Raw genomic sequence first — 26,152 nt, forward strand, 5'->3', positions numbered from 1 at the left:
ATTGTATTCTGAGATTTTTTGTTTAACGGACAAATATATGGAAATGAGTGTAATTTTGCCTTAAAAAGGCTTGTGTAAAGCCGGAAGTTATCAACATTTAGTTGTCGAAAATTGCTGCATTTTCTGAATTTTCGAAAAACAAAAAAAAAGCGCCGGAAAAAAATTCGGCGCTTCTTAACAAACAAACTATCTAACAACCTCACTAAACTACGACTCCGGTTTTGGAAATTTCGGTATCCGCTTTTACGTGGGCCGAATTCGCCCTTCCGCTCGGATCCTGGTTTTCCTGCCATTTCGGTATCCACTTACGAACCGTTTGCGCAGCACTCAACTGCGGATAATACTTGTGAAAAATAGACCTATAATAAAATGCCTCTTTTGTAGTCGGTGTGTTATATGGGAACAAATCAGGAGCGGCATCCATCTGCTCATCGGTCACCTTCGATGCCGCATATTCGATAAGCTTATCGATCCAGCTGTACCCCACACCGTCCGAAAATTGTTCCTTTTGCCTCCACAAAACTTCTTGTGGTAAGTACGGCTGTTCCGGCGTGTCAAACGCTTTCCTTAAAATATACTTCTCTACGCCATCATACGTTTTTGGCTGCTTCTCCTCTGACTGGATCGTCATTGCGACGTCCAGGAAGGCTTTGTCCAGAAACGGAACCCGTGCTTCGAGTCCATGAGCCATCGTTGATTTGTCGGCTCTCAATAAATCCGCCGTAAACAACTTCTGGACCCTTTCAATCGTCTCTTTCTGGAATTCTTCGGTCGATGGTGCATTCCTGAAATACAGGTAACCGCCAAATACTTCATCCGCCCCTTCGCCGGAAAGCACGACTTTGATGCCCATATCGGTAATCGCTTTTGAAAGGAAATACATCGGGGTACTGGCCCGTACTGAAGTCACATCATAGGTCTCCAGGTGCCAGATTAACTTGTCCAGGATTTCAATTCCCTGTTCAATGGTGAAATGGATCTCATGGTGCTCTGTTTCTAAAAATTCAGCGACTTTGCGTGCCGCCTTGGCATCCGGTGCATCGGCATCAAGCCCGATGGAAAACGAATGAAGCTTTTTGCCCTTCTCCTTCAACAATCGCGCCGCAATGGAGGATGTTAGTGACGAATCGAGTCCTCCGGAGAGCAAGACGCCAATCGGCACATCACTCATCAGCCTTTTTCTCGTGGCTTCAGTCAGCGCTTCCCGAATTTGGACCAAATCGAGCGGCTTATCCGCTTTTTTGTAATCTTCATATTCTGGCCGGTAGTATTTGATAAATCCGGTCTTTGGTGTGTAAAAATGACCTGGAGGAAAAGTGGAAAATGTCTTGCATTGGTCTGCAATCGGTTTCATTTCGGACGAAAAATAAATCCGCCCCCTTTCGTCCAATCCGTAGTACAAAGGTTTTACCCCTAATGGATCGCGGCCCGCAATAAAATCGTCACCGTCAATGACCACAAATGCAAAATCCCCATCGAGCTTGTCCAGAAAGTCGTATCCAAATTCTTCGTACAAATGCACAATCACCTCTGAATCCGACTTCGTTTTAAACGTGTGGTGTTTTAATAGGCCATCGCGCAGTTCCTGGTGGTTGTAAATTTCACCATTATGCACCATGTAAGCAGATTTTGTGCCTTTTATCGGCTGTTTCCCTGAGTGCAAATCAATGATGGAAAGACGCTCATGGCTCAGGATATGGCCATTTTCAGTAATATGCAGATCACTTTCGTCCGGGCCGCGGTGCGACATCCGTTTTGACAATGTTTTTACTAACGCTTCATCCTTTCCTTTTCCTATAATGGCTAAAATCCCACACATAATCTTCTTTGTTATCGGTTATTTATTTTGACAAGGCAAAGATGGATGATGACTTACGATTATGAAACCAAATCCAATATATCGGTTTCAAATAAAAACAATTAGGATGCCTTTTAAGTAAATTTATAAGCCGAGGTAATAGAAATGCAAAATATGGTTGAAATCTGTAACTTTAGACTACAATATACTTTCAATCGTGTATGTGCTTTCATTCAATTTAAACGAATGGCCGACGGCGTTCCCCATCAGTTTTTCCCCGAGCGGAGACTGTGGAGACAAGGCAAAAATGGTTGTTCCGTCAACAGTAATTTTTGGCAATGCAGTACAAACATAAAGGAGCAAACCATTTGCCGTCACCAGGCTTCCGGGAATAACTTTCTCGGAGTTCACTTTGGGATCAATCCGGTCTAAAACGGCTTTCTGCTCCAGATTTTCAGCGAGCTTGTAGTTCAGCTTTTCCTGCTCGATGTGCATCATGGACAATGCGGTTTCGTGCTTATCACCCGCGGAGCCTTTCGCATCATTCCGCGAGTCCTCTGCCAACGCGGAGATCATATCCCGAAACACGTCAATCTTATCCTGGACCAACTGGCAGTAATGCGAATGAATTTTTTGTTTCATTTTGAATGATACATTCTAAATCTTAAATGGCGTCGTGACCCATTTATAAATTAAAATTTATAATACGTATCAGAAGTCAAATTTGTAGTTAGCCCCCAACATCACCTGGAACTGCTGCACCGGATAATTCAGCCATTTTTCATACGCCTGGTTCGCAATGTTGTTCAGTTTAAGGAAAGCGGTCCACCGCTCATTGTATTTGAACCCTACATGTGCGTTCGCATCCAAATAACTGTCGAGCGTCGCAATGTCTGTCCCTCCAATGCCATATTGGATCAAATCTTTCCGCTCTCCAACAAAAAACAACGAGGCGCCGGCATACCATTTCGGTGTAATATTGACATCAACCGTGGTGGCGAGTTTCAACGCGGGTAAATTCCAGGCTTCCTGCTGTGCATCCGTTTTGTAACTGTTAAATGTTGCATTCACGCCAAACGCTACGTTCTTCGTAAAATCGGCTTTAAGCTCACCGAAAAAGCTAATGGTTTTGACATCGTCGTAGGCCAATTGGAAAGAATTGCCCAATTGATAGCCTTTGAAATCACTTAAAAATCCTACGCCCACATCCGGCAATTGATTGACGAGGAACAAGGCCTTGTTCTTCTCGCTGGTGTAAGAACCCCTTACATTGTAGCTCACCGCACTTGATAATTTCCCTTTAAGTCCGGCAAAAATATCATACTGCCTGTCTGTTGGTGCTATAGATAATGTCGGGGAAACGAACGGGTTTTGGTTCGACAAATCCCGGTATGAATTCTGATCCAGGCCGCCTTCAGCCCCAGCATAGAAAATCATCAGGTCGCCAACCACTTTGAGTGACGCATTGATTTCCGGATAGACAAAAAATTTATTGTTGCTGTTTTCAAGGTCAAGACTGTAAAAAGCCGCCGCACCCAGATCGATGGTCCAGTCAGAACGGTTGATCACAAAACTTGGATGCACCCCAAAATTAGTATAACCGTATTTAATCGCACCAGTATCATCGTAATTATTGCTAAAATCCCCGCCCACATAATCCACAATCAGATCCGTCTTGATCTTGGTATCATTGATCGTGAAATCAAATGAAGGCTTGATGTAGAAACGGTTTTCTGCCGAATCAAATGAATCCCAGAAACGGTTGAATTTAAAGCTGGCTTCTTTGAAGAAACTGTCATTCAGGGCCAACTTCGAACCCAAATAAAAGTTATGGAACGTGTGCTGGGCATCTACGCCATTATACTTTGCCGGATCTGGTACGCCGAAATAATCCTGTTGGACACCATACCAGTAATAAATCTGGTGCTGGTAACCCAAATCAGCGGTCCATGAAAGGTTGCTTTGCTTGTATCCATATGTCAAATCCAATGCGGAATTCGAAAACTTGTCTTCGAGTACCAGGTCCTTAATGCCGCCCTGTGAGGAGAAATGACGCAGCATGCCCCCTATATAGCCGCTTTCGCCCACATTCTCCGTAACGAACAACTCGGCATTGGCATTGCCATAATTTCCTATAGCCAGCGTCACATAATTCTTAAACAACCGCTCCTGCGCTGTTTTATCGACCGCAGCGGCCCTTCCTTTCGAAGGGGTAAAGGTTGACGCTACGGGAAATGAAAATATGTTGTACTTGATCTCTTCTTTTTTGGAATTGTCTTCATCTTCCAGTGAAGGCGTTTCCTTGATTTTAAACGCATCTGAAATGGTCGGTGCGTAAGGCTTCACGACATTCACGACCTCGTTACCCAAATCTTCCCCTTCTTTTTGTGCCGATGAAAACTGGAACGTCGCGAGTAATAAAATAAGTGCGGTATATTGGAAATTGATTTTCATAATTTTTCGGTTTCTTGCTGCTGTTTACTTCTGGATTGAGGAATTGGTTTTGGCTTCTTCGGCCTGGATCGCGTCGCGTTCCTTTGTAGCTTCTTCCACTACATCCGGAAAATCAGTGAAATTCTTAACCACACTGTCCAGGATATAATTGGCCTGGAAAGCATCTTTTAATCCGTAAAAGTTTTTGGCCATTACCACAAGTCCTTTGGCGCCAAAATATTTATAGCCTGAATAATCTTTCGTCAGTTTCTGGATCACAGCGTTCGATGCTTCAAATTTGCCATCCTTATTTTTGAAATAAGCATCATAATACAATGCTTCCGCAGCGACTTCTCCTTTGGCCATCGTCAAAAGTTTCGCATAAGCGGTCCTTGCTTTCGCTTCGTCATTTGATTTAATCGCTGATCTCGCCACGATAATCTGGGCATCGCTGCGCACTTTATCGTCTGTCTTTGGATTCGCCAACACTTTCTCAGCGGATGTCACTGCCGATGGATAATCTTCTTTTTCATAAAACGACTTCATCAGGTTGGCCTGTGCAAAGGTGATGTTTTGCGGATAATCCGCTTCCATTTCAAGGCGTTGCAACACCGGGATGGCTTTGTCGTATTGCTTCGCTTTCAAATGAATCTGCGACAACCGGACAAGTGCCTGCTCGGTAAATTCGTTTTTCGGCGCCGCAGCCACGTATTCATATTTTGGCGTGGCATTTTCTTCCAATCCATCCGCGTAGTACAGTTGCGCTAGGTAAAAATTAGCATTCAACGCATGGATCCCGTTTGGAAACTTCGCTGTATAGCCTGAGAAACCGGCAATTGCCTGCTTCGTGTTGTTCTGCAGGTATTGCTTTTCTGCGGCTTCATAAGTATCGTTGTCCAACTCAGCATCAGAAACTTCTACAAACGACAGTGTTTTCACCCAGGTAGCATATTCATCAACCTGGCCATTGTCGACGTAAATGAGCCTGGCCGTCGAAACCGCTTCCAACGCTTCAGGCGTGTTCGGGTAATCCGCAGCTACTTTTTTAAATTTTGTCAAAGCCAATTGGTCCTTATCCGCATTGTAATACACCAACCCTTGCTTCAATACCGACTTCGCCGCGTAAATTCCGTTCTTAAATTCCGCAACCAATTTATCAAACGTCTTCACCGCATCATCCGTTTTCTTTTCCGCTACATAAGTATTTCCCAATTCATACAGCGCATCATCACGGTATTGCGATTTTGGAAAAGCCTGCAGGAATTTATTCAGGTCATCAATCTTGCTCTGGTTCCTGCCGGTTACAAATCCGTAACTGATGGCTTTCTGGAACGCAGCATAATCCGCATCTACCCCTTTCATTTCAATGGCTTTGTTGTAAGCATCCATCGCCGGCCAGTATTTGGTGCTCACAAAATAACTGTCGCCCAACCGCAGGTAAGCGTCATTCAGGCGCACTTTGTCATCCTTTACCGAAGTGACATAATTTTGGAAATTGGCCGCAGCCTGGTCATATTCCTTCAACTTGAAATACGCATAACCTAAGTTATAACTGATGTTTTTATTTTCCGGAGTGGATTTTGCTTCGGCATAACCCGTAAACTGCTTGAAACTGATCAACGATTCAGAGAAATTGTCGAGTACATATTCCGTTTCCCCTTTCCAGAATGTCGCTCTTGCCGTAAATTTCGGGTCACGTGGTTCGCCAAGCGATTTCTTAAACATCGCCAATGCCTCCTGGTAGCTTCCATCGGTGTACAGTTCAAGCCCACGGTAAAAAGTGACTTTCTGGTACGCCTGTTTGTTTGCAAAACTTTTATTCTTCTCCAGCAATGCCAGCGCACCTTTATAATTCTTTGACGTGATAAACGAATTGATCAACAGCGTTTCAATCTCCGGTTTGTTTGGGTTCGACGGATATTTATCCAAAAAAGCCGAAAGCACATCCGGTACCGTTTGGTAAGAATTCCCAATATCGTAACTCAGTTTGGCATAATTCAAAAAGGCATCTTCCTGTATCTTGGCGTCAAAAGCCATTTCCGATGCGTTTTTAAACGCATTTAGCGCCTGCTGCTTCCGGTCGGTTTTCAGGTAGCTTTCGCCTAGGTGGTAATAGGCATTCTGCGCCACAAAGTCATTCCCGTCGATAATCTTGTTGAATTGCGCAATCGCATTTTCAAAATCATTTTGCTGGTAGTAGGAATACCCTAAAAGATAAAAATCGGTGTTGTTCCACTTGCCCTTTTTTCCCTTGTATTCCTTTAGGTAAGGAATCGCCTTTTCATATTGCTTCAGGTTGAAATAACTCTCCCCGATGATCTTATTCAGCTCCGATTTTTCCAACGCATTGGATTTGGCCATGGCGGTATTTCCATCATCGATGGCTTTCTGGAAATTTCCAAGCTTGAAATTCATGTCGGCCTGGAAATACGACATTTTTTCTTTGTATTTGTCCTGATCCGCTACCTGTTCAAATTGCTTGCTGGCTTCTTTATAATCATCGGCTTCATAAGCCATGAAACCCAGATAATATTTCGCCTGTGAGCCATAAGTCTTTGAATTGGCTACCGTATTGAAGTACTTTGTCGCTTCCTTTTTATTTTTTGCCGTAAAATAGCTGTACCCTTTCTGGAAGTTGAATTTTTCAGTGTCATCAGCACTCAATTGGCTTTCATCCACCTTGTCAAACCATTCCAACGCGTCAGGATATTGCCCCTGTTCGAAATAATATTCCGCCACTTCGATATACGCCTGGTTTTGCTTGCTGCTGGTCGGATAATTGGTTACGAAATCCTCCATCAGCCTGTCCGCACCGCCCTGATTTAGCCTGATGGCACAATTCGCGATGTAATACGCACAGTCCGCTTCAATATCCTGGGCCGCAGCCTTTCCGGAAACTTCCTGTTTCACTTTCTCGAAAATAATTTGGGCAGACTGGTACTGTTTGTCCCTATAGAGCTCCACCGCGCGGTTGAAAGCGGCAAGGTCATTCGTGTAAACAGCTGATTTTTGTGCGGAAAGGCTTGTGGACAAAGCGAGTAAAGACAATAAGAGTAGCTTTTGAAGTCTGTGCATCTTGGTGTTGGTTTAATTTTCAAATATATCATTCCTCGCCGGGATAACGAACTGAAAAGTGGATTTAGTATTAACACAGTTGTCAACGATGGGGATTATAACAAAATATTAAGAATTCCAGAAATGGGCTTCAGTAGACCAGAACATGCGTTAGATCCATCAAAAATCGATTTAAAACAGTCCGAAATATCTAATACCCTTCAGAAACCATTTCTTATGCTTCAGAAACCATTTCTTATGCTTCAGAAACTACTTCTTATCCTTCAGAAATTACTCCTTAACCGTCAGAAACTATTTCTTATGCTTCAGAAATGGCCCACAGCCAATGCGGCGTTTACAGTTGGGAAAATTTATTTTGAATACGAGCGTTATCTTAGTACTTTTACCACCACTAACAAAACCGGAACCATGTCACAGCCTGTCGTACTGCTTAAAAATGTCAATATCTACCAGGAAAAAAACCTGATCCTGTCTGATGTAAACCTCGAGGTGAACCAAGGCGAATTTATTTACATCATCGGAAAATCCGGAACAGGAAAGAGCAGCCTTGTAAAAACGCTTTACGCAGACCTGGAAATCGATGAAGGCGAAGCCCATATCGTAGGGTACGATTTGATGAAGATGAAAGAATCACAGATTCCGTTCCTGCGCCGCAAAATTGGGATTGTTTTCCAGGATTTTAAATTACTGCCGGACAGGAGCATCAATGACAACATGTTGTTTGTGCTGAAAGCGACCGGCTGGAAAGACAATGCCGCGATGCAGGAAAAAATTGACGAGGTCCTGGAGAAAGTAGACATGAAAAAACTGGTTCACAAGATGCCGCACCAGCTTTCCGGCGGGGAGCAGCAGCGTGTGGCAATTGCCCGTGCCCTATTAAACGATCCCGAATTGATTCTTGCCGACGAGCCCACAGGAAACCTGGATCCTCAGACCAGTGTAGAGGTTCTGGAAGTGTTGCGTAAAATCAACGGGAATGGAAAAACCGTGATCATGGCAACACACGATTATGCATTGCTGTTGAAATTCCCTTCCAAAACATTAAAATGCGAAAGCGGTACGATTTTTGAAGTTGTACAGAAAACGGTATAACGTCAATGAAGCCAAAACCGTCCACCTGATTTTGGACAAAATCAAAGAAGCGGAATTAACGGACAATATTTCAAAAGAGATTATCCTTGTCGACGACTACTCCACCGACGGCACCGAAAAATACATCGCTGAAAACCCTGAAGCTGCTTCAGTCACTGAACCTGAAAGAAAACTGGTTCGGATTTGAACCGGAAGTCACTGCCAAAATTTCGAGAATTCCAAAAGTACGCATATACGAAGTCGGGACTTCCTATTACGACCGAACGTATGAAGAGGGCAAAAAAATCAATTGGAAAGACGGATTTCGCGCAATCTATTGCATTTTCAGGTACAACCTTTAAGCCGGTACTTTGGCTATTGTTTCCGACAGAATCTGATCAATCAATAAGGCATTGGCGCCATCATCAAGGTGTGTTTTGAGCACCTGTTGCCTCCTTTCATAATCATCAAAAGGAACCGCTTTCAAACGATTTACAGCATTGATGAGTTGCTTCCTGTCTTTGGCGGTAATACAGAGGTCGCTCACCGCTGGGTCATCGATAATATTGTTGTTGATAATACAAAACCTTCCGTTAAAAAGTGCATTGACTACTTTAAGCTTTGTTCCCGATTTCTGGAATGACCAACTGATGTTGATGTGCGCGGCCATCATCAGCGATTTGAGGTGGTTAAAATCAACCAATGGAACAAATTCAACGTTCGCTTGCTGCCTGATGACGCCCCTTACAAACGATTCCCCTGACCCGGAAGCAATCACCAGTTTAAAGCCGGGAATATCGGCAAATGCATCGATTAAAAAACGTACCGCTTTCCTGTTGTCGGCGGTATTCAGATCGCCGTGGTATAACGCATACGTGCCGCTACCCCCTAATTCAGCCACCGATTCGTTGCCATGAAAAACCGGCACGTAGCTGGCATTTCCAAATTTTCTATTGATGTATTGCTCCTCAAACCGAGACAAAGCTAAGACGTGATTAAACGACCGGATGGTTTGCTCATAAGACTGGTATTTCAATTGTTCAAAAGCAAATGCAATCTTTTTCACCAGCGATTTTTCCGATTTTGAAACGCCCTTGTAATAATCCTGCTCGATGTTGTGCAGCCGCAGGATTTTTTTAAATCCTTCCAGTTGTTTCTTATTTACCAGATACGTGGTCTTGAGCGCTTCAAACAGGATCGGCGCATCGATTGATTTTAAATTGTTGAGCAGCGTACTGTCATTTCTTGACATCACGGAATATGGAATTCCGGAAAAAAACAACAGCGGGTTGTATGAAAACCGATAGTAAAATACCCGTTCGGTAACAGCTTCCAGTTCAGGACACGATTTTGGGATTTCTTCTGAAAAAGTGTGGAGGTAAATCTTATACCCTATTTTGTGTAACGCCTTAATTTTAAAAAATACATCGATGATTCCGCCAAAATCCGGCGGGTAAGGATAATCAAAACTAACGATGTGGAGTCTTTTTTCAGGCATAACAATGGCACAAAAATAGCATTTTTAGGTATGCAAAACCGATTTGATTATATTTGAACAAAATAATGCCCATGCCTTTTTTTTCAGTCGTCATACCGCTTTACAATAAGGAGCGTTTTATTGAAAACACGCTCCGAAGTGTATTGGCACAAACCTTTGGTGATTTTGAAATCCTGGTCATCGACAATGGCTCAACCGATGGCAGCGCTGAAAAAGCAAAAACCATCATCGATTCCAGAGTCCGTTATTTTTCAAAACCCAACGATGGGGTTTCTGCCGCGCGTAATTTTGGTATCGATCATGCCGCATCTGACTTTATTTCGTTCCTCGATGCCGACGATTACTGGTATCCGGAATTTCTGCAAACGATGCGGGACAACATCGCTCAATTCCCGGACCAAAGTGTTTTTGCTGCGGCGATAGAAATTGAAACGCCGAAAACGGTCATCCCCGCCGTGTATTCAATAGAAAAAAAGGAAACGCAGGTGGTCAATTATTTTGCTGCCAGCCAAAAGGAAACGATTATCTGTACTTCATGCGCTGCGTTCCATAAAAGTGTGTTTGAAAGCGCCGGTGTTTTCGATACAACCATGTCGAACAGCGAGGATATCGATTTATGGATGCGGATGGGATTGGAATTTCCCGTCGTATTCAGCAATAAAATTCTGGCGCGGTATGTTTATGACCCAAGAAGCCTCTCCCGAAACCAAAACACCCGGGTTGATTTTTCAAAATTTTCCGAAGCGGAAAAAACGAACCCAGTACTAAAGAAGTTCCTGGACCTGAACCGGTTTTCTCTGGCCGTTAAATCAAAATTGAATGGCGATTATGATAGTTTCCTGAAGTTTTACAGCGCAATAGACCAAAATAATTTAAGTCCGAAAAAGAAAATGGTGCTAACGCTCCCGCCTTTTGCTTTAAGGATTGCGATTGGTTTACGCGAACAATTGGTCCGTTACGGATTAGCCTCTTCGGTTTTTAAATGATACGAAATCGTCGTATTCGCGAATGTAATCGTCTTCGGTAAACAAATCCGAAGCAATCACGAGGCAAACGGAACCCGATGAAAAATTCTGAAGTTCCCGCCAAATTCCTGTCGGAATCAACAATCCCTGGCTGGGTTTGTTCAGCATGATCGTTTTGGCAGTTGTACCATCTTTCAGCACCACATCAAAACTGCCGCTGAGCGCAATGACGACGGCCTGGTTGTCAATATGCGCGTGCCCGCCCCTTTCCTCGCCGCCGGGAACATCGTAGAGGTAGTAAATTCTGTTCATCTTAAACGGAATCGTATTGCCTTCGACCACGGAGAGATTACCGCGTACGTCATGTACTTTCGGGATGTCAATCAGCCGTGCATCGTCGATGGTTGTGTTTATTTTTTCAGGATTTTGTTCCATTCGTTTAAGATATTTTCAGCCGATAAATGGGCGATACTCGTTTGGGCATTGGTTTTACAAATATGGTATAAATTCTGGTCTTCCGCAAGGCGATTCATGGCTTGGGCCAATGCTTCCGGATTGTAATTTTCGACTAAAATTCCGTTGTGCTCATTCATAATGATTTCCTTCGGCCCGGAACTGCAATCCACTGAAACTACCGGAGTGCCGATGGCAAGCGATTCAATTACCACCCTTGGAAATCCTTCATAACGGCTGCTCAAAACGGTAAACAACGCTGATTTTACGTAAGGAAACGGATTATGCTGCTTCGGTACAAAAATGATGCTATCCGATAATTGTAAAGCCTGGACCTTATCCTTCAGCATCTCGAGATCATCGCCATCGCCAAGAATATAAAGCAGTATCTTTTTTTGGTGCAGGCTGGATTTCGCATACGATTCAATTAAAAGTGACAGGTTTTTACTCTCGTCATGCAACCGACCATAAGACAGGATGAACTGACCCGAAATCTGCTGCTCATTAGCCATTTCTATGATCTTTTCATTGGCGGCAGGATTGTAGATTGTGATGACATTTTTGTAGCCATAAATTTTACGGATATTTTCAGCGGCTTCTTTTGAAACTGCAACGATATACGGCGACAGTTGGTATATCTTTTTCGCTATAAATGTATTGGAAGGAAAATAAAGGTCGGCCCTGAAATTCCTGACGACATATATCGTCTTTTTAGCCGGATAGATCCATCGTGATATTACCCATTCTGACCATGAAACAGTACGCGTACGGTTGTCAATCACCCAGTCGAATTGTTGTTCCCTCAGGTATTTCCGCAGTACCAACAGCCTATTCAACCTTCCCAAAGTAGAATGATCTGCACTTTTCAACAAGCCCAGGTTCAGTAATTTCCCTTTATAATCATATTGGATATCATCGAGAACACTGACAATGTGTACATCATATCCTGCGTCTGAAAGCAGTATTGAAAGCAGTGCTGCGGAACGTTCAGCGCCACCGCCGCCAAGGGAAGCCGTTACAATAAGGACTTTAACTGCAGACATTATTTACTTTCATATATTTGTCAAATATACTAATATATGAACATCTTACTCGTAGGAGAATACAGCCGATTGCACAATTCCCTGAAGGAAGGATTGCTGCAACAAGGGCATCAGGTAAAGATTGCCGGTTTCAATGACGGGTTTAAAAATTTTCCGGTAGACGTCAGGATTACCAAGCGTTGGGATTCGGGGATAGCAAAGAAAATCAAAGTGCTCCTCTTCAAATTAACGGGCTTTGACCTCACCTCGCATCTCACTTTTCGACAGTTTTACCAAAACCGCGATTTATTTTCCGGTTACGATGTAGTGCAGCTTATCAATGAAAACAGCTTCCAGTGCGGATATGCCTATGAAAGTAAGATACTCGATTACATTTTTAATAACAATAAAAAAGTATTTCTGCTTTCCTGCGGCACAGATTACGCCAATGTCAACTATTACTTCGACCATCCCGACACGAAATCGGTAGTGCAGCCGTACCGCGATGGAAAAATTGGGAACAGACAATTCCAGTCCGTTTTGAAGTTCCGAACCAATGAATTCCAACAGCTACATCAATTCCTCTACACACGCATTTCCGGCGTGATCGCGTCGGATCTTGATTATCACCTGCCACTTGTCGGCAATCCAAAATACCTGGGCATCATTCCGAATCCTGTCAATACCGACAAACTAAAAAGCGAACCCCTTCCGGGAATTGAAAAAGTGGTGATCTTCTTAGGCATCAACAAGGACAATTATTATCAAAAAGGATGCGATTTTTTTGAAGAGGCATTGAAAATTATCAGCGAAAAATACGCAGACAAGACGGAGATTATTGTTACGAAGAGCATCCCTTACGATGAATATATAAAAGCGTACAATAGCGCCCACATCCTGTTAGACCAATGTTATGCTATTGACCAGGGTTACAACGCGCTCGAAGCGATGGCACGTGGCAAAGTCGTCTTTACCGGTGCCGGACCAGCATTTCTTGATTACTACGGATTGGATGGCGTGGTCGCAGTTGATGCGTTGCCGGATGTCCGTTATCTTGTCAGCGAACTTTCTTATTTGATCGAAAATCGGGAAGCAATAAAAGCGATTGGAAAACGCGCGGCAGCGTTTGTAGCGAAAGAACACCATTATCTTGAAATTGCAGGCAAATATGTTCAGGCATGGCAGTCATAAATACGATAAAATACAACACCCTGTGGGGTGGTTTACCTGTTTTTATCATTCCGGCATTGGCATCAGTATACTTTGCGGTGATTATGCCTGTTTCGTATGACGAGGCCTGGACATTCGTCCATTTTACACACGAAGGCTTTACCACATCGGTTACGCATTACCCAGCACCCAATAACCACATTCTACATTCGGTAATAACCAATGTTACAAAATATATCCCTTTACTATCCGATTTGTTGAAGCTGCGGATTTCCAGCATTATCGCCAACGTCATCGGGATGGCGGTACTGTACCGTTTTATTTCAAAGCACTTTAACCAGAACATGGCGTTGGCTGTTGTGGCGCTATCATCGATGATCTTCATGAATGTATATTACAGCTACATGTCACGTGGGTATGGGCTTTACAACCTTTTTTTCATCGCTGCACTCTTTATGGCCTTTAATATTGCGAGAAACATCAGTACCAGAAAGAGCTGGTTTTTTTTCAGTATGTACTGTATTCTGGGATTTTATGCGATCCCCACATTCGTTTATGCTTTCGTGATGCTCCATGCGTTCCTCCTGTTTTCTTTAAAGAAAATGACACGCCCGCAGTTGATTTCGGGCGCAGTCGTTTGTGCTGTGGTTTTGCTGTTGTATACGCCCATTATCCTGACGGACGGCATCCAGGCCCTCACACACATTTCGATAGAGCGGAAAATGACTTTTTTCAATGCGGCCAAAGCGATACCTGGCTATTATCTCATTATTTTAAGGGAAATGACCAGTTTCCATTGGTTGGTAATGCTGTTGCCGCTCATCACGTCAATAATCCTATTGATAAAAAGACGCCAAAAGAGAGACGTGTATTTTTCTTTGCTTTTTTTAGTGATGCCGGCCCTATTGCTGCCACTTCATCATGTAATCCCATTTGTCCGCGTGTTTAATTACTATAGTGCCCTATTTGTAATCATCATTTTGCTACCCTATAAGGACCAAATTGCCGGCATGAGGAAATGGATATTAATTACGGCACTACTGGCCGCTCAAATCATTTTATTGGTTCACTTCAACAATCAGGTCTACCGGTATGAGGAACGCGACCTCGCCGTTAATATTACGGCCGATAAAATCATACCCGACATCATTGGCAATCGGCGCTACTTTTTTGACGGCGTTCTATTGCGTACAAATTTAGAATTCCACCTCATCACTGGCGGATATCAGCGTTACACCATATTCGACCGTCATGCCTTTTTGGCCAGCGCAGATACCTTACAGGCTTATGATTTTGCTTTCATCCGGAAGGACATGGACAAAACGGTCAAAACACCCTTATACGGAAAGACAGCCTATTACAATATCTACAAATTAAGCCGAAATGAAGAGCATTAGGTACCACCGAAATAAACTGCTGCTATTCTTGATTGTAGCGGTATCTGTTTTCAAAATCACACTGGTAAATCAAGGGTTTCTGGCTTTCCCTGACGAAGACCGCTATCGTGCATCCGGACAGGTTTTAAAGTGTCTGGCTGAGGGTGATCTCCATACTGCCATACAATTCTTGTTTTCCACAAAGGGCAGGCCTGGCGATACCGTGGTAAAGGTGCTGCCGACCATCGGTCAATATATTTCAGCGCAAATCTTTGGTATGGAAATTTATGAATCCAAAAATGCGTTTCCTGTTTTTATTTACAATTACATTATTTACTGCCTGCTTTTGTTACTGCATTACAAAGTTTCACTGTACTATCTGAAGGACAGATTCCTGAGTCTGTTTAGCGTATTAATTTTATCGACGATGGTGGTTTCTTACATTTCTTTGCGCCACGCCGATCCTTACGACGGCAGCCTTGTAATTTTGTATTACGTGTTTTATAAAATTATCAAAACCGAAAATACCCCGATCGGTTACCGAAAAATCTTTTCCCTTGGAATGCTTGCATTTTTTGGCTATTTGTGCTATCCTGGATACATCCTGCTGTTCTTGTCATTGCCGTTTTTTTGTTTTGTGACCGAAAAAGACGCCGCCTACAGGTTTTCCGGTTTTAAAAGAATGGTCGTATTTATATCGGGCAGTTTGGGATGCCTGCTGATTTTTGAAGGCATATCAAGATGCGGTGGTGTTTCGTTTATTGAAACATCTATGCGCTTGTCGGGAACAATAACACAGGGCTCTTTTGATGAATGTTTTTCGTTCATTTTTAAATACCTTTTTGAAGCTGAAGGTGCCGTTGGCCTTTTTCTTACTGCTGGCCTGTGTACATTCGTAGGTATTGTCGTATGGGATCTCATGCGTCATCGGAAACTCCGTATTCCTGATATTTATGTGACTTTTGTGATACTTTGCTTTTTCTTCCTGGTCTATTCAACCATGGGCTACTATTTTCATAAGGTCGTCTGGTATGCGCGGCTCATCAAGCAATTTATCCCGTTTATTGTCATTTTTACAGTGTACGCCGTGCAACGTTTTAAAATGCGGCATTCCGTTGTGACGGCTGTCGTTTTAGGTCTCAGCATCAGTTTAAGTGTGGGTTGCTGCCTGAAAATTCAGGAATACAAACGATACGTTTATCCGAAGGACATGGCCTGGGATTGTTTTAACCAGTGTCGTTTTAAAAAAGCAATTGAAGTGTTCGAATACAGTAAAAGCAGGTCATTTATGCCGAATTTTTCGATTAACAAAAAGAAATTTCCAGAACCCAATGCGCCTGAACTTGTCTTTATCAATAGCGGTGGATTTTACCCGTTCGATGATCTGATGGATTACCGCAAATACCGTAATCAGGATAATTACAAATTGCTCAAAAGCGGGCCAAGCTGTCTTCATTTTAAGGCTTACCAATATGAAGGATACAACATCCGGGCACGGAAAAATATCGATGCTGCTGATTTACAGGTTCAGGTGTATGCGCGGGATGTCAAATAAGTTGCATCACTTTCGCTCCAGAACTTTTTCCGGTTTTTTGGAAAGGCTGTGCTGCCGGATGTGGTAGGCGTCATCTTTTTCAAGATGCTGCAGTAAAGTGTTATCCTGCGCAAGATACGCAAATAATATCCTGAAGATGTTTACATTGGAACGCAAATAGGCATCATACTTTGTATGGGACGGATCATTCCAGCGGATGGCGATCAGGTTGCTGAAAATCGACCGAAGCAATATCGGATCTTTTGTTGTAAACATTTCATCAATATTCTCAATTCCAACCCAGCCGCCGTGGTCGCTAACGATCAGCACGAGGGCATTTGGATCATTCTGATCAATCAGGTCGATTGTTTTGCGAATAAATTCGTTCGATTTTTCGATATTTCGCAAATAAGTAACACGCTCTTTTTCAACACCGGAGCCATCAAAGGCAATATGGTGCGGCAGCAATTTTTCAATAAAGTAGAATGCGGGAGCCGATTGTTTATGGCGGGCTGAAATACATTTTTTTAAATCCTCATAAACGTCTTTCTTAACACTGTTGTCGTCACTGAAATATGGAATTTCGCTGTTGTGTATGTTGTAAAAGTCGTATTCGCCACCCGAAAAATTCTTCTGGAAATATTCATCTTCAACAATAAAATGGGTTTTGTATTGATTGCGCTTAAAAATTTCGACTACGGGATTGTTTCCACATATAATATCACGCGCATTTTCCATTTCGAATGGCGATTCCAGGATTTTCCCAAGGTAGTGGTGCTTCATCCCGAACATCGAAGCGTTCGATGCCAGGCTGGCAGGATAATTGCTGATGGTATTGCTGTAAATCGTAAAAGATTTAGACTTAAGGTAATCAAACATCGTGTCGTTGTATGCGTATGGTTTTTCGCCCATAGCATCCTGACCTGCATAACCATCGGGCTCGATGAAGTACACATTTGGGGTTTTTGTAAATTTTATGCTACGGATTTCGTCACTTTGAGCCATCCAACGATCCGGGTTACGGACTTGCTTCGACACAAAAGTATAAATCACCTTCGCTGCTGGGAAAATACACAACAGCATCAGGAATATGACGACCTTTCTATATTGGTTGTGAAACTTTTTTGAAATCACCACCAGGACAATCAACAGTCCAAGCAGCAATTTCTTTTTAAGCGTCAGGTAGTGAACCTGCGATAAAAACGTGGCCGTCACCTCGATAACGAGTACAAAAAGCAGATGCCGTTTGTAATGCGCCGTTTTCCGGAAATACGCAGCGGTTTTGTATGCGGTATAAAAAAATACCATCGGCAAAACCAAAAACAGTCCGATGAAAAAACAAAGGTGCGCTATTGAATTAATCGACTCATAATTCCCCGAATAAAAAAACAACAATGGATAAAGGCCGGACATAAAACCGGTCAGGAGCGGATAATCCCGATCGCTGTTGACGAAGCTGTTGACCCACCTTAGCAGATTCATATTATTTTCTTTTCATCGTGTATAAAATCCTGTGTGAGGCGCGTATCGGAACTTTGCTTACGATGTCGAAGTAATTGCTGTATTCTTTTTCGAAATTGTCTTCGTTGTAAAAGTCAAAATGGGCCTTGAAATCCCTTTTACTGTTTAGCAGGAATTCCACCCAGGAGTCTTCGCGGTTTGGAAATTCAATCAGCAGGTGTTCTGAAATTCCGGCAAAAAGCCTGGCCGACATGTCAAACGGAATATTGCCGGACAGCGTAATATGATGGATTACAGCAAGCGCGAGACATCCGTCGGCCTGCCATTCTTTTAGTCGCCCAAGAAAGGAAAAGCGTTCTGTATTGTTAAATCCTATTCCGGGAAACGGATTGAGGATGTCAGCAACAATGGGTAGGATGTTGCGTTCCTTGTTTTTCAGTATTTTGCTGTAGTTCTGTCCCACAGCGTTAGCATCGACATCGGCGACGATAATCGATTCCACACTTTCCGGCAGTTCCCTGGAAAATGTGCCGTCATTTCCCCCCAGGTCGAGTATCCTCCTGGCTTTGATGGCCGTGGCCCAGGTGTTTGTAAATTGCTTTTTCTGTTCGTACGCCTCCGTTTCGTAATTGGTTTGATTGTAGTAATCATCCCACTCTGTCTGCTGCCTGACGGCCAACGATTCGATATAGGCATACAGCGCGTCGAGCAGTTTTATCTGGGCATTTTTTGAAAGCCTGGCCTTGTCTGTAGCTGATTTTGAAGCATGCTTTTGCTCGTATTTCGCAGCCAGATGGATGTTGGTATACAATATCGGACTTAAATAACTTTTCAGCGGAAGCAGCGCCGAAAGCTTCCCGAGGCTGATGCCGTCAATATCGACTGACAATGTTTTAAGGTAATCCAAACCATAATAATGGGCAAGCACCAACGGGCCGAGAAAATGCGTCAAAAACTGTTTGTATGCATGCCATGGCGTATCTTCTTCATAAAAATCAAAGGAAAGGCTATCGATAAATACCGGCTTGCCGTTGTGGAAAGTAATATTGAATGCAGAAGCATCCTTTAAAATAAAGTCGCGCTCCAAAGCGTATTTCTGGATTTTCAGCGTCAGCAGCGCGGCATGCTTGTATTGTAGGAAACTCCACTCGTATGGATAGGTAATAAACGGAATGGTTTCAGGTTGTATGATGACATGTTCCGCGGTACGGTCCACTTCAAGATGTGGTATCAGGTAGTGTTTTTGGAACAGTGATTTGTAAAAACCGCTTTGGGTGAGCGCTTCATACTGCCTCAGGTACAACGGGCCAATCCATCTTTTTATGACTTCGCCATCACGAAAGACAAATCCTGACGGATCGCGGAACGAAGCGGGAACTCTATCGGGCACCATTATTTTTCGTTCTCTTTTTCGTTCTCTTCATCCATAAAATCCTCCTGTTTCTTTTCTTTAATCCCAAAGATTGACTTTACTTTTGATTTTACCGATTTATAAAACAATAATACTCCGGCAGCGGCAGCGGCAAAAAATTGCACAATTAATGCTCCAGTTCCCGGATCGAAATATAATGGGGTCATTTTTATAATTTTTTCAAAACTAATTAATTTATTTTCAATTGGCCGTTCTAAACAAAACTTTCCTGAAAAACACCAAAAGGATTGCCGCGTAAACCACATAGGTAAGGAAATGCGCCATCACCACACCCTCGATACCATATTTTGCGACGAAAAGGCCTGTCCCAAAATACATGATTCCCATCGAAATGAATTCGGTGACAATAAATGCGACGGTATACCTTTTTGCAACCAGCGCATAACCCAGAATTACCGTAAAAGCCTTCAAAAGATCTCCGGCAAGCTGCCAGAAAAACAAGGATTCGACTGGTTGAAAAGCTTTGGTGAGGATGATGTTGATTGCGAAATGCCGAAGGAAATACAATACAATAAGCCCCACTGAAAATAGCGGAATGATGTACTTCCAATAGCTGAAGATTGTGTATCTGGTATCTCCATCCGTTTTAGCACTGGCCAATTTGGGCAGGTAATATACGGATACTATGGTTGCGATAAACAACATGTAAAATCCGGAAATCCGGCTTATCGCCTCCCAATACCCCGCATTGGCAATACCAGAAACCGCGATAATGTGGTTTCTTATGACTACAAATACCAATGGCGAAATTACCGCAGACACCAACGCCATCAGTGAAAATGAGGATAGTTTTTTTACGATTTTCAGCGAAAACACTTTCCTGTCCAGGTACTTCCAGACCTGAAATTCTTTTGGCATGAAACCGATGGCAGCAAAAAACATTGCGGCAGGCGAAATGATGATGGACAGTAGCGCCCCGAAAGTGTGGAATTGCCAGATTAATATTACTGAAAGGATAAGTCCCATTATATTGCCAATAATGTTGACGTACACCACCTCCCGAAACCTGCCAAACCCATTAATTACCGAAATAAGGATTAAAGAGGCAATATACCACGGCATCGCTGCAGCCAATACCTTAAACAAAACGGCATAACCGTTTGCCTTTCCAAAAACAGTATCGTTCCAAAAATCCGCGAGGAAAAACAATAAACCACTCAGCACAAAGGCGACGGCTGCAAGGCTGATGAAAATGGTGGACAATATCTTTTTTAATTCGGTGTCGTTGCCTTTATTCTCAGCGGTATATTTTACAATGCCGTTCTGGAATCCAAGGGTACCAACTGTCTCCAGCGACGCCATAAAATTGCGCAGGTTACCCGTCAATGCCATTCCGGAAGGCCCTACGAAGATGGCGATAATCTTTGAAGTGACTAAGCCAATCGCGATTTTTAAAGCCACACTCACCGCATTCAGCGACGTTGCTTTGAACAATGGTTTTGCTAATATGGTTTTAAAAAAGTGCAATTAGTATCGGTTTAAGGCTGCAATCACTAAACGCACCTCGTTATCGGTCATGACAGGAGAAATGGGCAGGCTCAAAACCTCTCCATGAATTTTCTCAGTAATGGGTAAAGGACTATCAAACCAGCCTTCCAAAGCCTTTTGTTGGTGTGGGGCAACGGGATAATGGACCTGGGTGCTGATACCCTGCGACATTAGATATTGCTGTAAGCCATCCCTGTCGGCGGTTCGGATAACATATAGATGAAATACGTGGCTTTCTCCCGGCCCAAACTCCGGCAGCGAAATCTTTGGGTTAGAAATTTCAGCAGCATACATCCCTGCAATACCAATCCTTCTTCTATTTGATGCATCCAGTTTTTCCAACTTAATGTTTAGAAAAGCAGCCTGAATCTCGTCCAGCCTTGAATTAACTCCGATGAAATCATGTTTATATTTGGTGGTACTGCCGTAATTGTGTAACGCATGAATTACTTTGGCCAAATCATCGTCATTAGTAGTGATGGCACCGGCATCGCCGATAGCGCCGAGATTTTTGGCCGGATAAAAGCTAAAGGACGCAGCATCGGAAAGACTGCCAGCCCTATTACCGGCAGCGTCTTTTGCGCCATGCGCTTGCGCGGCATCTTCAATCAGCAGCAAGTTGTGTTTTTTTGCGATTGTAGATAAAGCCGCCATATCTGCCAGTTGGCCATACAAGTGAACGGCAATAATGGCTTTTGTATTTTTGGTGACACTCGATGCTGTTTGTTTCGGATCCAGATTAAACGTAGCAGCATCCGGCTCCACGGGAACAGGCACCAGCCCCGCCTCCAGTACGGCCAGTATGGTGGCGATAAAAGTGTTCGCCGGAACAATTACCGCATCGCCTTTGGTCAGTCTTCCGAGATGGATGTATCCTTTGAGAATCAATACCAGCGCATCGAGTCCGTTAGCCACACCGATACAGTGTTTTGTCCCGCAATAGCCCGCATAATTGCTTTCAAATGCCTGCACCTCATCCCCTAAAATAAACCAGCCCTTTTGAAGGATCACATCCATCTTTTCGCGGAAGGCAACTTCATAAGGCGCATTTATTTTCTTCAGGTCTAAAAAAGAGATCATAAGCAACTGCTATTAAATGATTGCGTTATCCAGCAAGCGATAATTTCCTGTCGGTATTTCATAAAAATCCTGCACTACTGCTGAAGCGCCAAAACTTTCCTTCCAATAGGACAGCCCGGCGTTTAGTTTGGTCCCCTGTTCCTCGTTCGAAATCCCAAAATCAAAGTATCTTTTTTCCCTGAATACCTTCTGAATCAGTTCATTGAACAAAAAATCAAGGCTTCCCAGACCGGAACGGGTTTCATTGGCCGCAATATATTGTGCATGAGCAACATGAGGCGTAACAAATATCGTAGTTCCTGCCACGATTTCATCATTATGGTACACATTAAATTGCCTGATATTTTTCGGAAACCGGCTTGCCAGCAATTCAATCTCTTCGACCGTATGCACCGGGCTTGCCTGATGCCGGCTTTCGAGATTTGGAATCAATATTTTATCCCAGAAAGTCGCAAAATCACCGTCTTCGACAATTGCCAATTGGTTTTTTTCTCCTTTTTTGATGCCGCGTTTGCGAACCTCCGACAGGTCGTTTTTGAGCGAAAGGTCGAGCACAGCAAGCACATCTCTTCGGGTATGATCGGCCTTTGCCAGGAATATAGCGTATTCCATTTCCTGCGATGGCTTCTCAGAATAAATTTCGGGAAGGGTCTTATAAACCAATTTTGTAATGCCTTCATGATGAAGGAACTTCAGGATTTGCTGAAAAACCGCGATGACATCAGCCAATTTCAGTGTACTGTAGACCAATCCTCCATAAGTCAGTCCCTGATGCGAATAAAACACATCCGCTTTCCTGTTGGCGGGCATCAAGGCTACCAATTGTCCGGATTCAAATACCATTATTGAAAAGTCTGAAAAACGATCCGAATGGTAATCCATGAAACGGCGATCAAAAAGAAAAGTGGCATTTCTCGCAGTGGGGAGAAAATCGTTCCATGCGTTCGAATCTGCGTTTTTAAATCGTGTTACGGTATAGTTTTTCAAGCGTTTCTATTAACTCCGCGAAAATTACTGATTTTTTTTGGTTTGCTGCGGCTGCGTTTTATGAAAAAGCCATCCAAATAAAATATTTGTATCTTTAAACTCAAAATTACACTGTGAAACTGAGATTACGCCATCTATATGGCCTGGCGATTGTATTGTTGTGCTGTGCTGTGCGGGCACAGAATATTTCGCTTTACCACCAGTACAACGGGCGGTACGATTTCACCTTTTTTGGCAACACACTAAACACCCAGGAAAACAACAACGTTGACGGCGAACCCGCGCCACCCTGCAATATCCTTACTTCCTCCGCTGCTGATTTGAACCTCGCTCCTGACGATGTCATCCAAAGTGCCTATTTGTATTGGGCCGGATCCGGCACAGGCGATTTTGATGTATCCCTAAACGGCCAGGCCATTACGGCGCAACGGACGTTCAGCATTACCAATTCTGCAGGATTTCCCTGCTTCAGCGCCTTCGCAGACATTACCAATCTCGTTACCGCCACCGGGAATGCAAATTATGATTTCACCGGACTTGACCTTACTGCTATTATAGATCCTTATTGCCCTTCAGGAGGCAATTTCGGGGGCTGGGCGGTAATCGTTGTGTATGAAAATGCCGCGCTGCCCTTAAACCAACTGAACATATACGACGGAATGCAGGCCGTGCCCAGCGTAATCAACATTACCTTGGACAGCCTAAACGTTATCGATGACCAGGATGCCAAAATTGGGTTCTTAGCCTGGGAAGGCGATAAAAATATTTCAATGAATGAATCCCTGCGCATCAATGGGAATCTGTTAAGCAACGCGTTAAACCCTGCCAGCAATGCTTTTAATGGGACAAACAGCTTTACAAATTCCAGTGAATTGTACAACATGGATCTCGACGTGTATACCATTGAAGGCAATATTAATATTGGCGACACCAGCGCCCTGATCCAGCTAACCTCGAGCCAGGACTTTGTAATGATTAATGCGATTGTGACCAAGCTCAACAGCCAGCTTCCCGACGCAGTAATAGCCATCAACAACGTTGAAAAATCCTGTAATTCACGATTTATTACGGTAGATTATACCGTTTCTAATCCGAACAGCACCGACCCACTTCCCCCAAATACGAAGATTGCTGTTTTTGCTGATGGCATTTTCGTTGGATCAGCCACGACGGTAAATGAGCTTCCAATCAACGGCAGTGAAAACGGAACCATAACGGTCGAATTACCGGAAAACATCCCAATAGATTTTACGCTCGAATTAGTAATCGACAGCGACGAATTGGGTGTGGGAAGCATTACCGAAATCAATGAAAATAACAACAGTGATGCATTGCCAGTCACCTTGGATGTCTCTCCGCCATTCAATCCATTACCGGACCTGATTTCCTGCAATGAACGTCTTGGCCGCGGAACCTTTGATTTTACATCCTATGTTGACCTTGTAAAAGTAAATCCTGATTACACCGCTGCTTTTTTTAGTACCCAGGAAGACGCCGAATCCAATATAAATGAAATTACATCACCGGAAAACTATGTTACTGTGGCACCCGACCAGGTTTTTGTACGGATTAGCGACGGGATATGCCATAGTGTTGCGGCTTTCAACCTGCTCACAAGAAACTGTCCACCGAAAGTCTATAATCTGGTGGAGCCATTTCCCAATGACTTCTACGACACCTTCCTGATTGACGGACTACGCGATATTTTCCTGAAATTCCAGCTTTCCATTTACAACCGTTGGGGAAAACTGGTCTGGACGGGCAACAACAATACTGAAGACTGGAATGGCACTGCTACCGAGGGTTTAAGGATGTTTGGCAGTGATCTTCCCAGTGGCACTTACTTTTATATCCTGGAGCTGAACGACCCGGACTATCCCCAGCCGTTAACTGGATTTGTATACCTGAAGAAGTAACCAAACCTTTGAGGTCCGTGTAAATTACTGTCTCTCTAACGCCGGCAAATACCACTTGAATCTCACCGCCATAAGCCTTAGGGCGATAATAACCGATGAAGTGGCCAGATATACACAGTCTTTGTCGAAACCGAAATGCCGCATCCCGAAAAACACCGTGCCGCCGATTATACAAATCGTAGCGTAAATCTCACGTCGGAAAATAACCGGAATTTCATTGCACAAAATATCGCGGATCACCCCGCCGAAACTCGCAGACATGGTCCCGAGCGCGATGCAGATGACCGGATGAAGTCCCACGCTGATCCCTTTCTCAATCCCCACGAGCGTGAAAACGCCCAACCCGATGGTATCGAACAGAAAAAGTGACACCCGAAGGCGGTCCAGTTTCTTTCGAAAAATAACAGCGAGAAAAAAACCAAAAGTAATCAGGTATACATAGTTCAGGTCGAGCATCCACCCGACAGGTGTGCGCCCAATCATAATGTCGCGCAGCGTTCCGCCACCCACCGCGGTGACAAAAGCAATAATATATACCCCAAAAGGATCCAGCTTTTTATTCATCGCAGTCAAGGCGCCGGAAACGGCAAATGCCGAGGTCCCAATCACATCAAGCAGGTAAAAGACGTTTGACTCCATTACATGTTTCGGGTGTAGTAATTATAGTCCTTAAGGACAATCGCTACGAATATTTCGTCGCTGCCAGATTGGTTCCTGATTCCGGTAACCTGTTCTATTTTCATACAAAGCCTGCTGAAAATATGGTAATCCCGGTCCTTCAGCGCCACCTGGTACGTTTCTTTGATAATTCGGATGTCGTTATCGGTAAGCTTAATCACTCCGGGATAAGTTGGAACGTACTCGGCATCAATTTCCTCAAGGATTGTGCTGTCGATGGTAACATTACTTTTCAGTGTGATAACCGCAGTACCGGCTGCCATATCACCCAATCGCTGCGTTTTGTCACTTACCAGCGAGGCGATAAGCCCCACTAATCCAAATGCAAAAAACAAATCAATGAGCTTCATCAGCCACCGGATCAGGTAGTCCCCAAAACCCGCCTGATACCCATCAATCTTTACCACTTTAATCTTTAAAAGCCGTTTGCCCAAAGTTTGCCCTTCAAAGATACTCTCCATCAGCAACGAATAAAACATCGCCGGAAGACACAGCATAATATTCAGCGCGGCAGCAGACCAATAATCCCAGTCTGCGGTCAATCTGCCTACATGAAAAAGGTCCATTACCAACCAGAAAATGAAGGTGAGGTATGCCGTGAGAATCAACAGGTCGATGCAAAGTGCGAGGATCCGGACCCCTAAGGACGCCGAGCTGAAATTAATATTAACATTCTGTGTCGTGGTAATCGATAATTGCGTCATATTTTCTATTT

General features: G+C 43.6%; 22 protein-coding genes. 7 read left to right on the forward strand and 15 right to left on the reverse strand.

What is annotated here, in order from left to right:
* Positions 1–202 precede the first annotated feature (202 nt).
* The 4 genes from asnB to CFE23_RS10480 form a co-directional block, all read right to left on the reverse strand.
* Entirely contained in the window at positions 203–1,819 is a 1,617-nt protein-coding gene (asnB, locus tag CFE23_RS10465; RefSeq protein ID WP_291087573.1) for an asparagine synthase B, read from the reverse strand.
* Between the two features lie 177 nt (positions 1,820–1,996).
* Complete coding sequence (locus CFE23_RS10470; protein ID WP_291087575.1) at positions 1,997–2,440, reverse strand: hypothetical protein; 444 nt, start codon at positions 2,438–2,440, stop codon at positions 1,997–1,999.
* Positions 2,441–2,509: 69 nt separating this feature from the next.
* Positions 2,510–4,252 carry a TonB-dependent receptor gene (locus CFE23_RS10475; protein ID WP_291087578.1) on the reverse strand — a complete coding sequence of 581 codons (1,743 nt, stop codon included), beginning with the start codon at positions 4,250–4,252 and terminating at the stop codon, positions 2,510–2,512.
* A 24-nt stretch (positions 4,253–4,276) separates the two neighbouring features.
* Positions 4,277–7,306 carry a tetratricopeptide repeat protein gene (locus CFE23_RS10480; protein ID WP_291087581.1) on the reverse strand — a complete coding sequence of 1,010 codons (3,030 nt, stop codon included), beginning with the start codon at positions 7,304–7,306 and terminating at the stop codon, positions 4,277–4,279.
* 408 nt (positions 7,307–7,714) lie between these two features.
* On the opposite strand from CFE23_RS10480, the gene CFE23_RS10485 reads away from it, so the two are divergent.
* Positions 7,715–8,398, forward strand: a complete 684-nt coding sequence (locus tag CFE23_RS10485) for an ATP-binding cassette domain-containing protein (protein WP_291087757.1) — start codon at positions 7,715–7,717, stop codon at positions 8,396–8,398.
* A 31-nt stretch (positions 8,399–8,429) separates the two neighbouring features.
* Complete coding sequence (locus tag CFE23_RS10490) at positions 8,430–8,585, forward strand: hypothetical protein (protein WP_291087584.1); 156 nt, start codon at positions 8,430–8,432, stop codon at positions 8,583–8,585.
* 150 nt (positions 8,586–8,735) lie between these two features.
* Here the strand turns inward: CFE23_RS10490 and CFE23_RS10495 are convergent, their stop codons facing one another.
* The gene (locus CFE23_RS10495) at positions 8,736–9,875 is read right to left on the reverse strand and encodes a glycosyltransferase (RefSeq protein WP_291087588.1); all 1,140 of its coding nucleotides are present in this window, start codon (positions 9,873–9,875) and stop codon (positions 8,736–8,738) included.
* A 71-nt stretch (positions 9,876–9,946) separates the two neighbouring features.
* Between CFE23_RS10495 and CFE23_RS10500 the strand changes: the two genes are divergently transcribed.
* Complete coding sequence (locus CFE23_RS10500) at positions 9,947–10,861, forward strand: glycosyltransferase (protein ID WP_291087591.1); 915 nt, start codon at positions 9,947–9,949, stop codon at positions 10,859–10,861.
* Here CFE23_RS10500 and CFE23_RS10505 read toward each other — a convergent pair.
* Both CFE23_RS10505 and CFE23_RS10510 read right to left on the reverse strand, forming a co-directional pair.
* A complete protein-coding gene (locus CFE23_RS10505) occupies positions 10,838–11,275 on the reverse strand; it encodes an FdtA/QdtA family cupin domain-containing protein (protein WP_291087594.1) in 438 nt (145 codons plus the stop codon). The genes CFE23_RS10500 and CFE23_RS10505 overlap by 24 nt on opposite strands.
* The gene (locus tag CFE23_RS10510) at positions 11,251–12,336 is read right to left on the reverse strand and encodes a glycosyltransferase (RefSeq protein WP_291087596.1); all 1,086 of its coding nucleotides are present in this window, start codon (positions 12,334–12,336) and stop codon (positions 11,251–11,253) included. The genes CFE23_RS10505 and CFE23_RS10510 overlap by 25 nt, the downstream gene beginning before the upstream one ends.
* 36 nt (positions 12,337–12,372) lie before the next feature.
* Here CFE23_RS10510 and CFE23_RS10515 point away from each other — a divergent pair, with 36 nt between their 5' ends.
* From CFE23_RS10515 to CFE23_RS10525, 3 genes are read left to right on the forward strand one after another with little or no spacing between them, the layout of a single operon-like run.
* Positions 12,373–13,506, forward strand: coding sequence for a glycosyltransferase (locus CFE23_RS10515; protein WP_291087598.1), 1,134 nt, complete (start codon positions 12,373–12,375; stop codon positions 13,504–13,506).
* Positions 13,494–14,882, forward strand: a complete 1,389-nt coding sequence (locus tag CFE23_RS10520; RefSeq protein WP_291087601.1) for a hypothetical protein — start codon at positions 13,494–13,496, stop codon at positions 14,880–14,882. Before CFE23_RS10515 ends, CFE23_RS10520 begins: the two co-directional genes overlap by 13 nt.
* The gene (locus CFE23_RS10525) at positions 14,869–16,416 is read left to right on the forward strand and encodes a hypothetical protein (RefSeq protein WP_291087603.1); all 1,548 of its coding nucleotides are present in this window, start codon (positions 14,869–14,871) and stop codon (positions 16,414–16,416) included. Before CFE23_RS10520 ends, CFE23_RS10525 begins: the two co-directional genes overlap by 14 nt.
* A 6-nt stretch (positions 16,417–16,422) precedes the next feature.
* Here CFE23_RS10525 and CFE23_RS10530 read toward each other — a convergent pair whose 3' ends face one another.
* Genes CFE23_RS10530 through CFE23_RS10555 form a run of 6 tightly spaced genes read right to left on the reverse strand, consistent with a single transcriptional unit; the run spans position 16,423 to position 22,843 of the window.
* Positions 16,423–17,877, reverse strand: a complete 1,455-nt coding sequence (locus tag CFE23_RS10530; protein ID WP_291087605.1) for a sulfatase-like hydrolase/transferase — start codon at positions 17,875–17,877, stop codon at positions 16,423–16,425.
* 1 nt (position 17,878) lies between these two features.
* Complete coding sequence (locus CFE23_RS10535) at positions 17,879–19,249, reverse strand: class I SAM-dependent methyltransferase (protein WP_291087608.1); 1,371 nt, start codon at positions 19,247–19,249, stop codon at positions 17,879–17,881.
* Positions 19,249–19,434 (reverse strand): hypothetical protein, encoded by a 186-nt coding sequence (locus tag CFE23_RS10540; RefSeq protein ID WP_291087610.1) that lies wholly within the window; start codon positions 19,432–19,434, stop codon positions 19,249–19,251. The genes CFE23_RS10535 and CFE23_RS10540 overlap by 1 nt, the downstream gene beginning before the upstream one ends.
* Before the next feature lie 34 nt (positions 19,435–19,468).
* On the reverse strand, positions 19,469–20,755 hold the full coding sequence (locus tag CFE23_RS10545; protein WP_291087613.1) for an O-antigen translocase: 1,287 nt from the start codon (positions 20,753–20,755) through the stop codon (positions 19,469–19,471).
* Positions 20,756–21,856, reverse strand: coding sequence for a DegT/DnrJ/EryC1/StrS family aminotransferase (locus CFE23_RS10550; protein WP_291087616.1), 1,101 nt, complete (start codon positions 21,854–21,856; stop codon positions 20,756–20,758).
* A gap of 12 nt (positions 21,857–21,868) precedes the next feature.
* Positions 21,869–22,843: a GNAT family N-acetyltransferase gene (locus tag CFE23_RS10555; protein WP_291087618.1), complete on the reverse strand. Its 975-nt coding sequence runs from the start codon at positions 22,841–22,843 to the stop codon at positions 21,869–21,871.
* Between the two features lie 113 nt (positions 22,844–22,956).
* On the opposite strand from CFE23_RS10555, the gene CFE23_RS10560 reads away from it, so the two are divergent.
* On the forward strand, positions 22,957–24,759 hold the full coding sequence (locus tag CFE23_RS10560; protein ID WP_291087621.1) for a gliding motility-associated C-terminal domain-containing protein: 1,803 nt from the start codon (positions 22,957–22,959) through the stop codon (positions 24,757–24,759).
* A 24-nt stretch (positions 24,760–24,783) separates the two neighbouring features.
* Here CFE23_RS10560 and CFE23_RS10565 read toward each other — a convergent pair whose 3' ends face one another.
* Complete coding sequence (locus CFE23_RS10565; protein WP_291087624.1) at positions 24,784–25,398, reverse strand: trimeric intracellular cation channel family protein; 615 nt, start codon at positions 25,396–25,398, stop codon at positions 24,784–24,786.
* On the reverse strand, positions 25,398–26,141 hold the full coding sequence (locus tag CFE23_RS10570; protein ID WP_291087626.1) for an RDD family protein: 744 nt from the start codon (positions 26,139–26,141) through the stop codon (positions 25,398–25,400). Before CFE23_RS10570 ends, CFE23_RS10565 begins: the two co-directional genes overlap by 1 nt.
* Positions 26,142–26,152 lie beyond the last annotated feature (11 nt).

It is taken from the genome of Flavobacterium sp. BFFFF1 (assembly GCF_002256285.1).
Lineage (GTDB): Bacteria > Bacteroidota > Bacteroidia > Flavobacteriales > Flavobacteriaceae > Flavobacterium.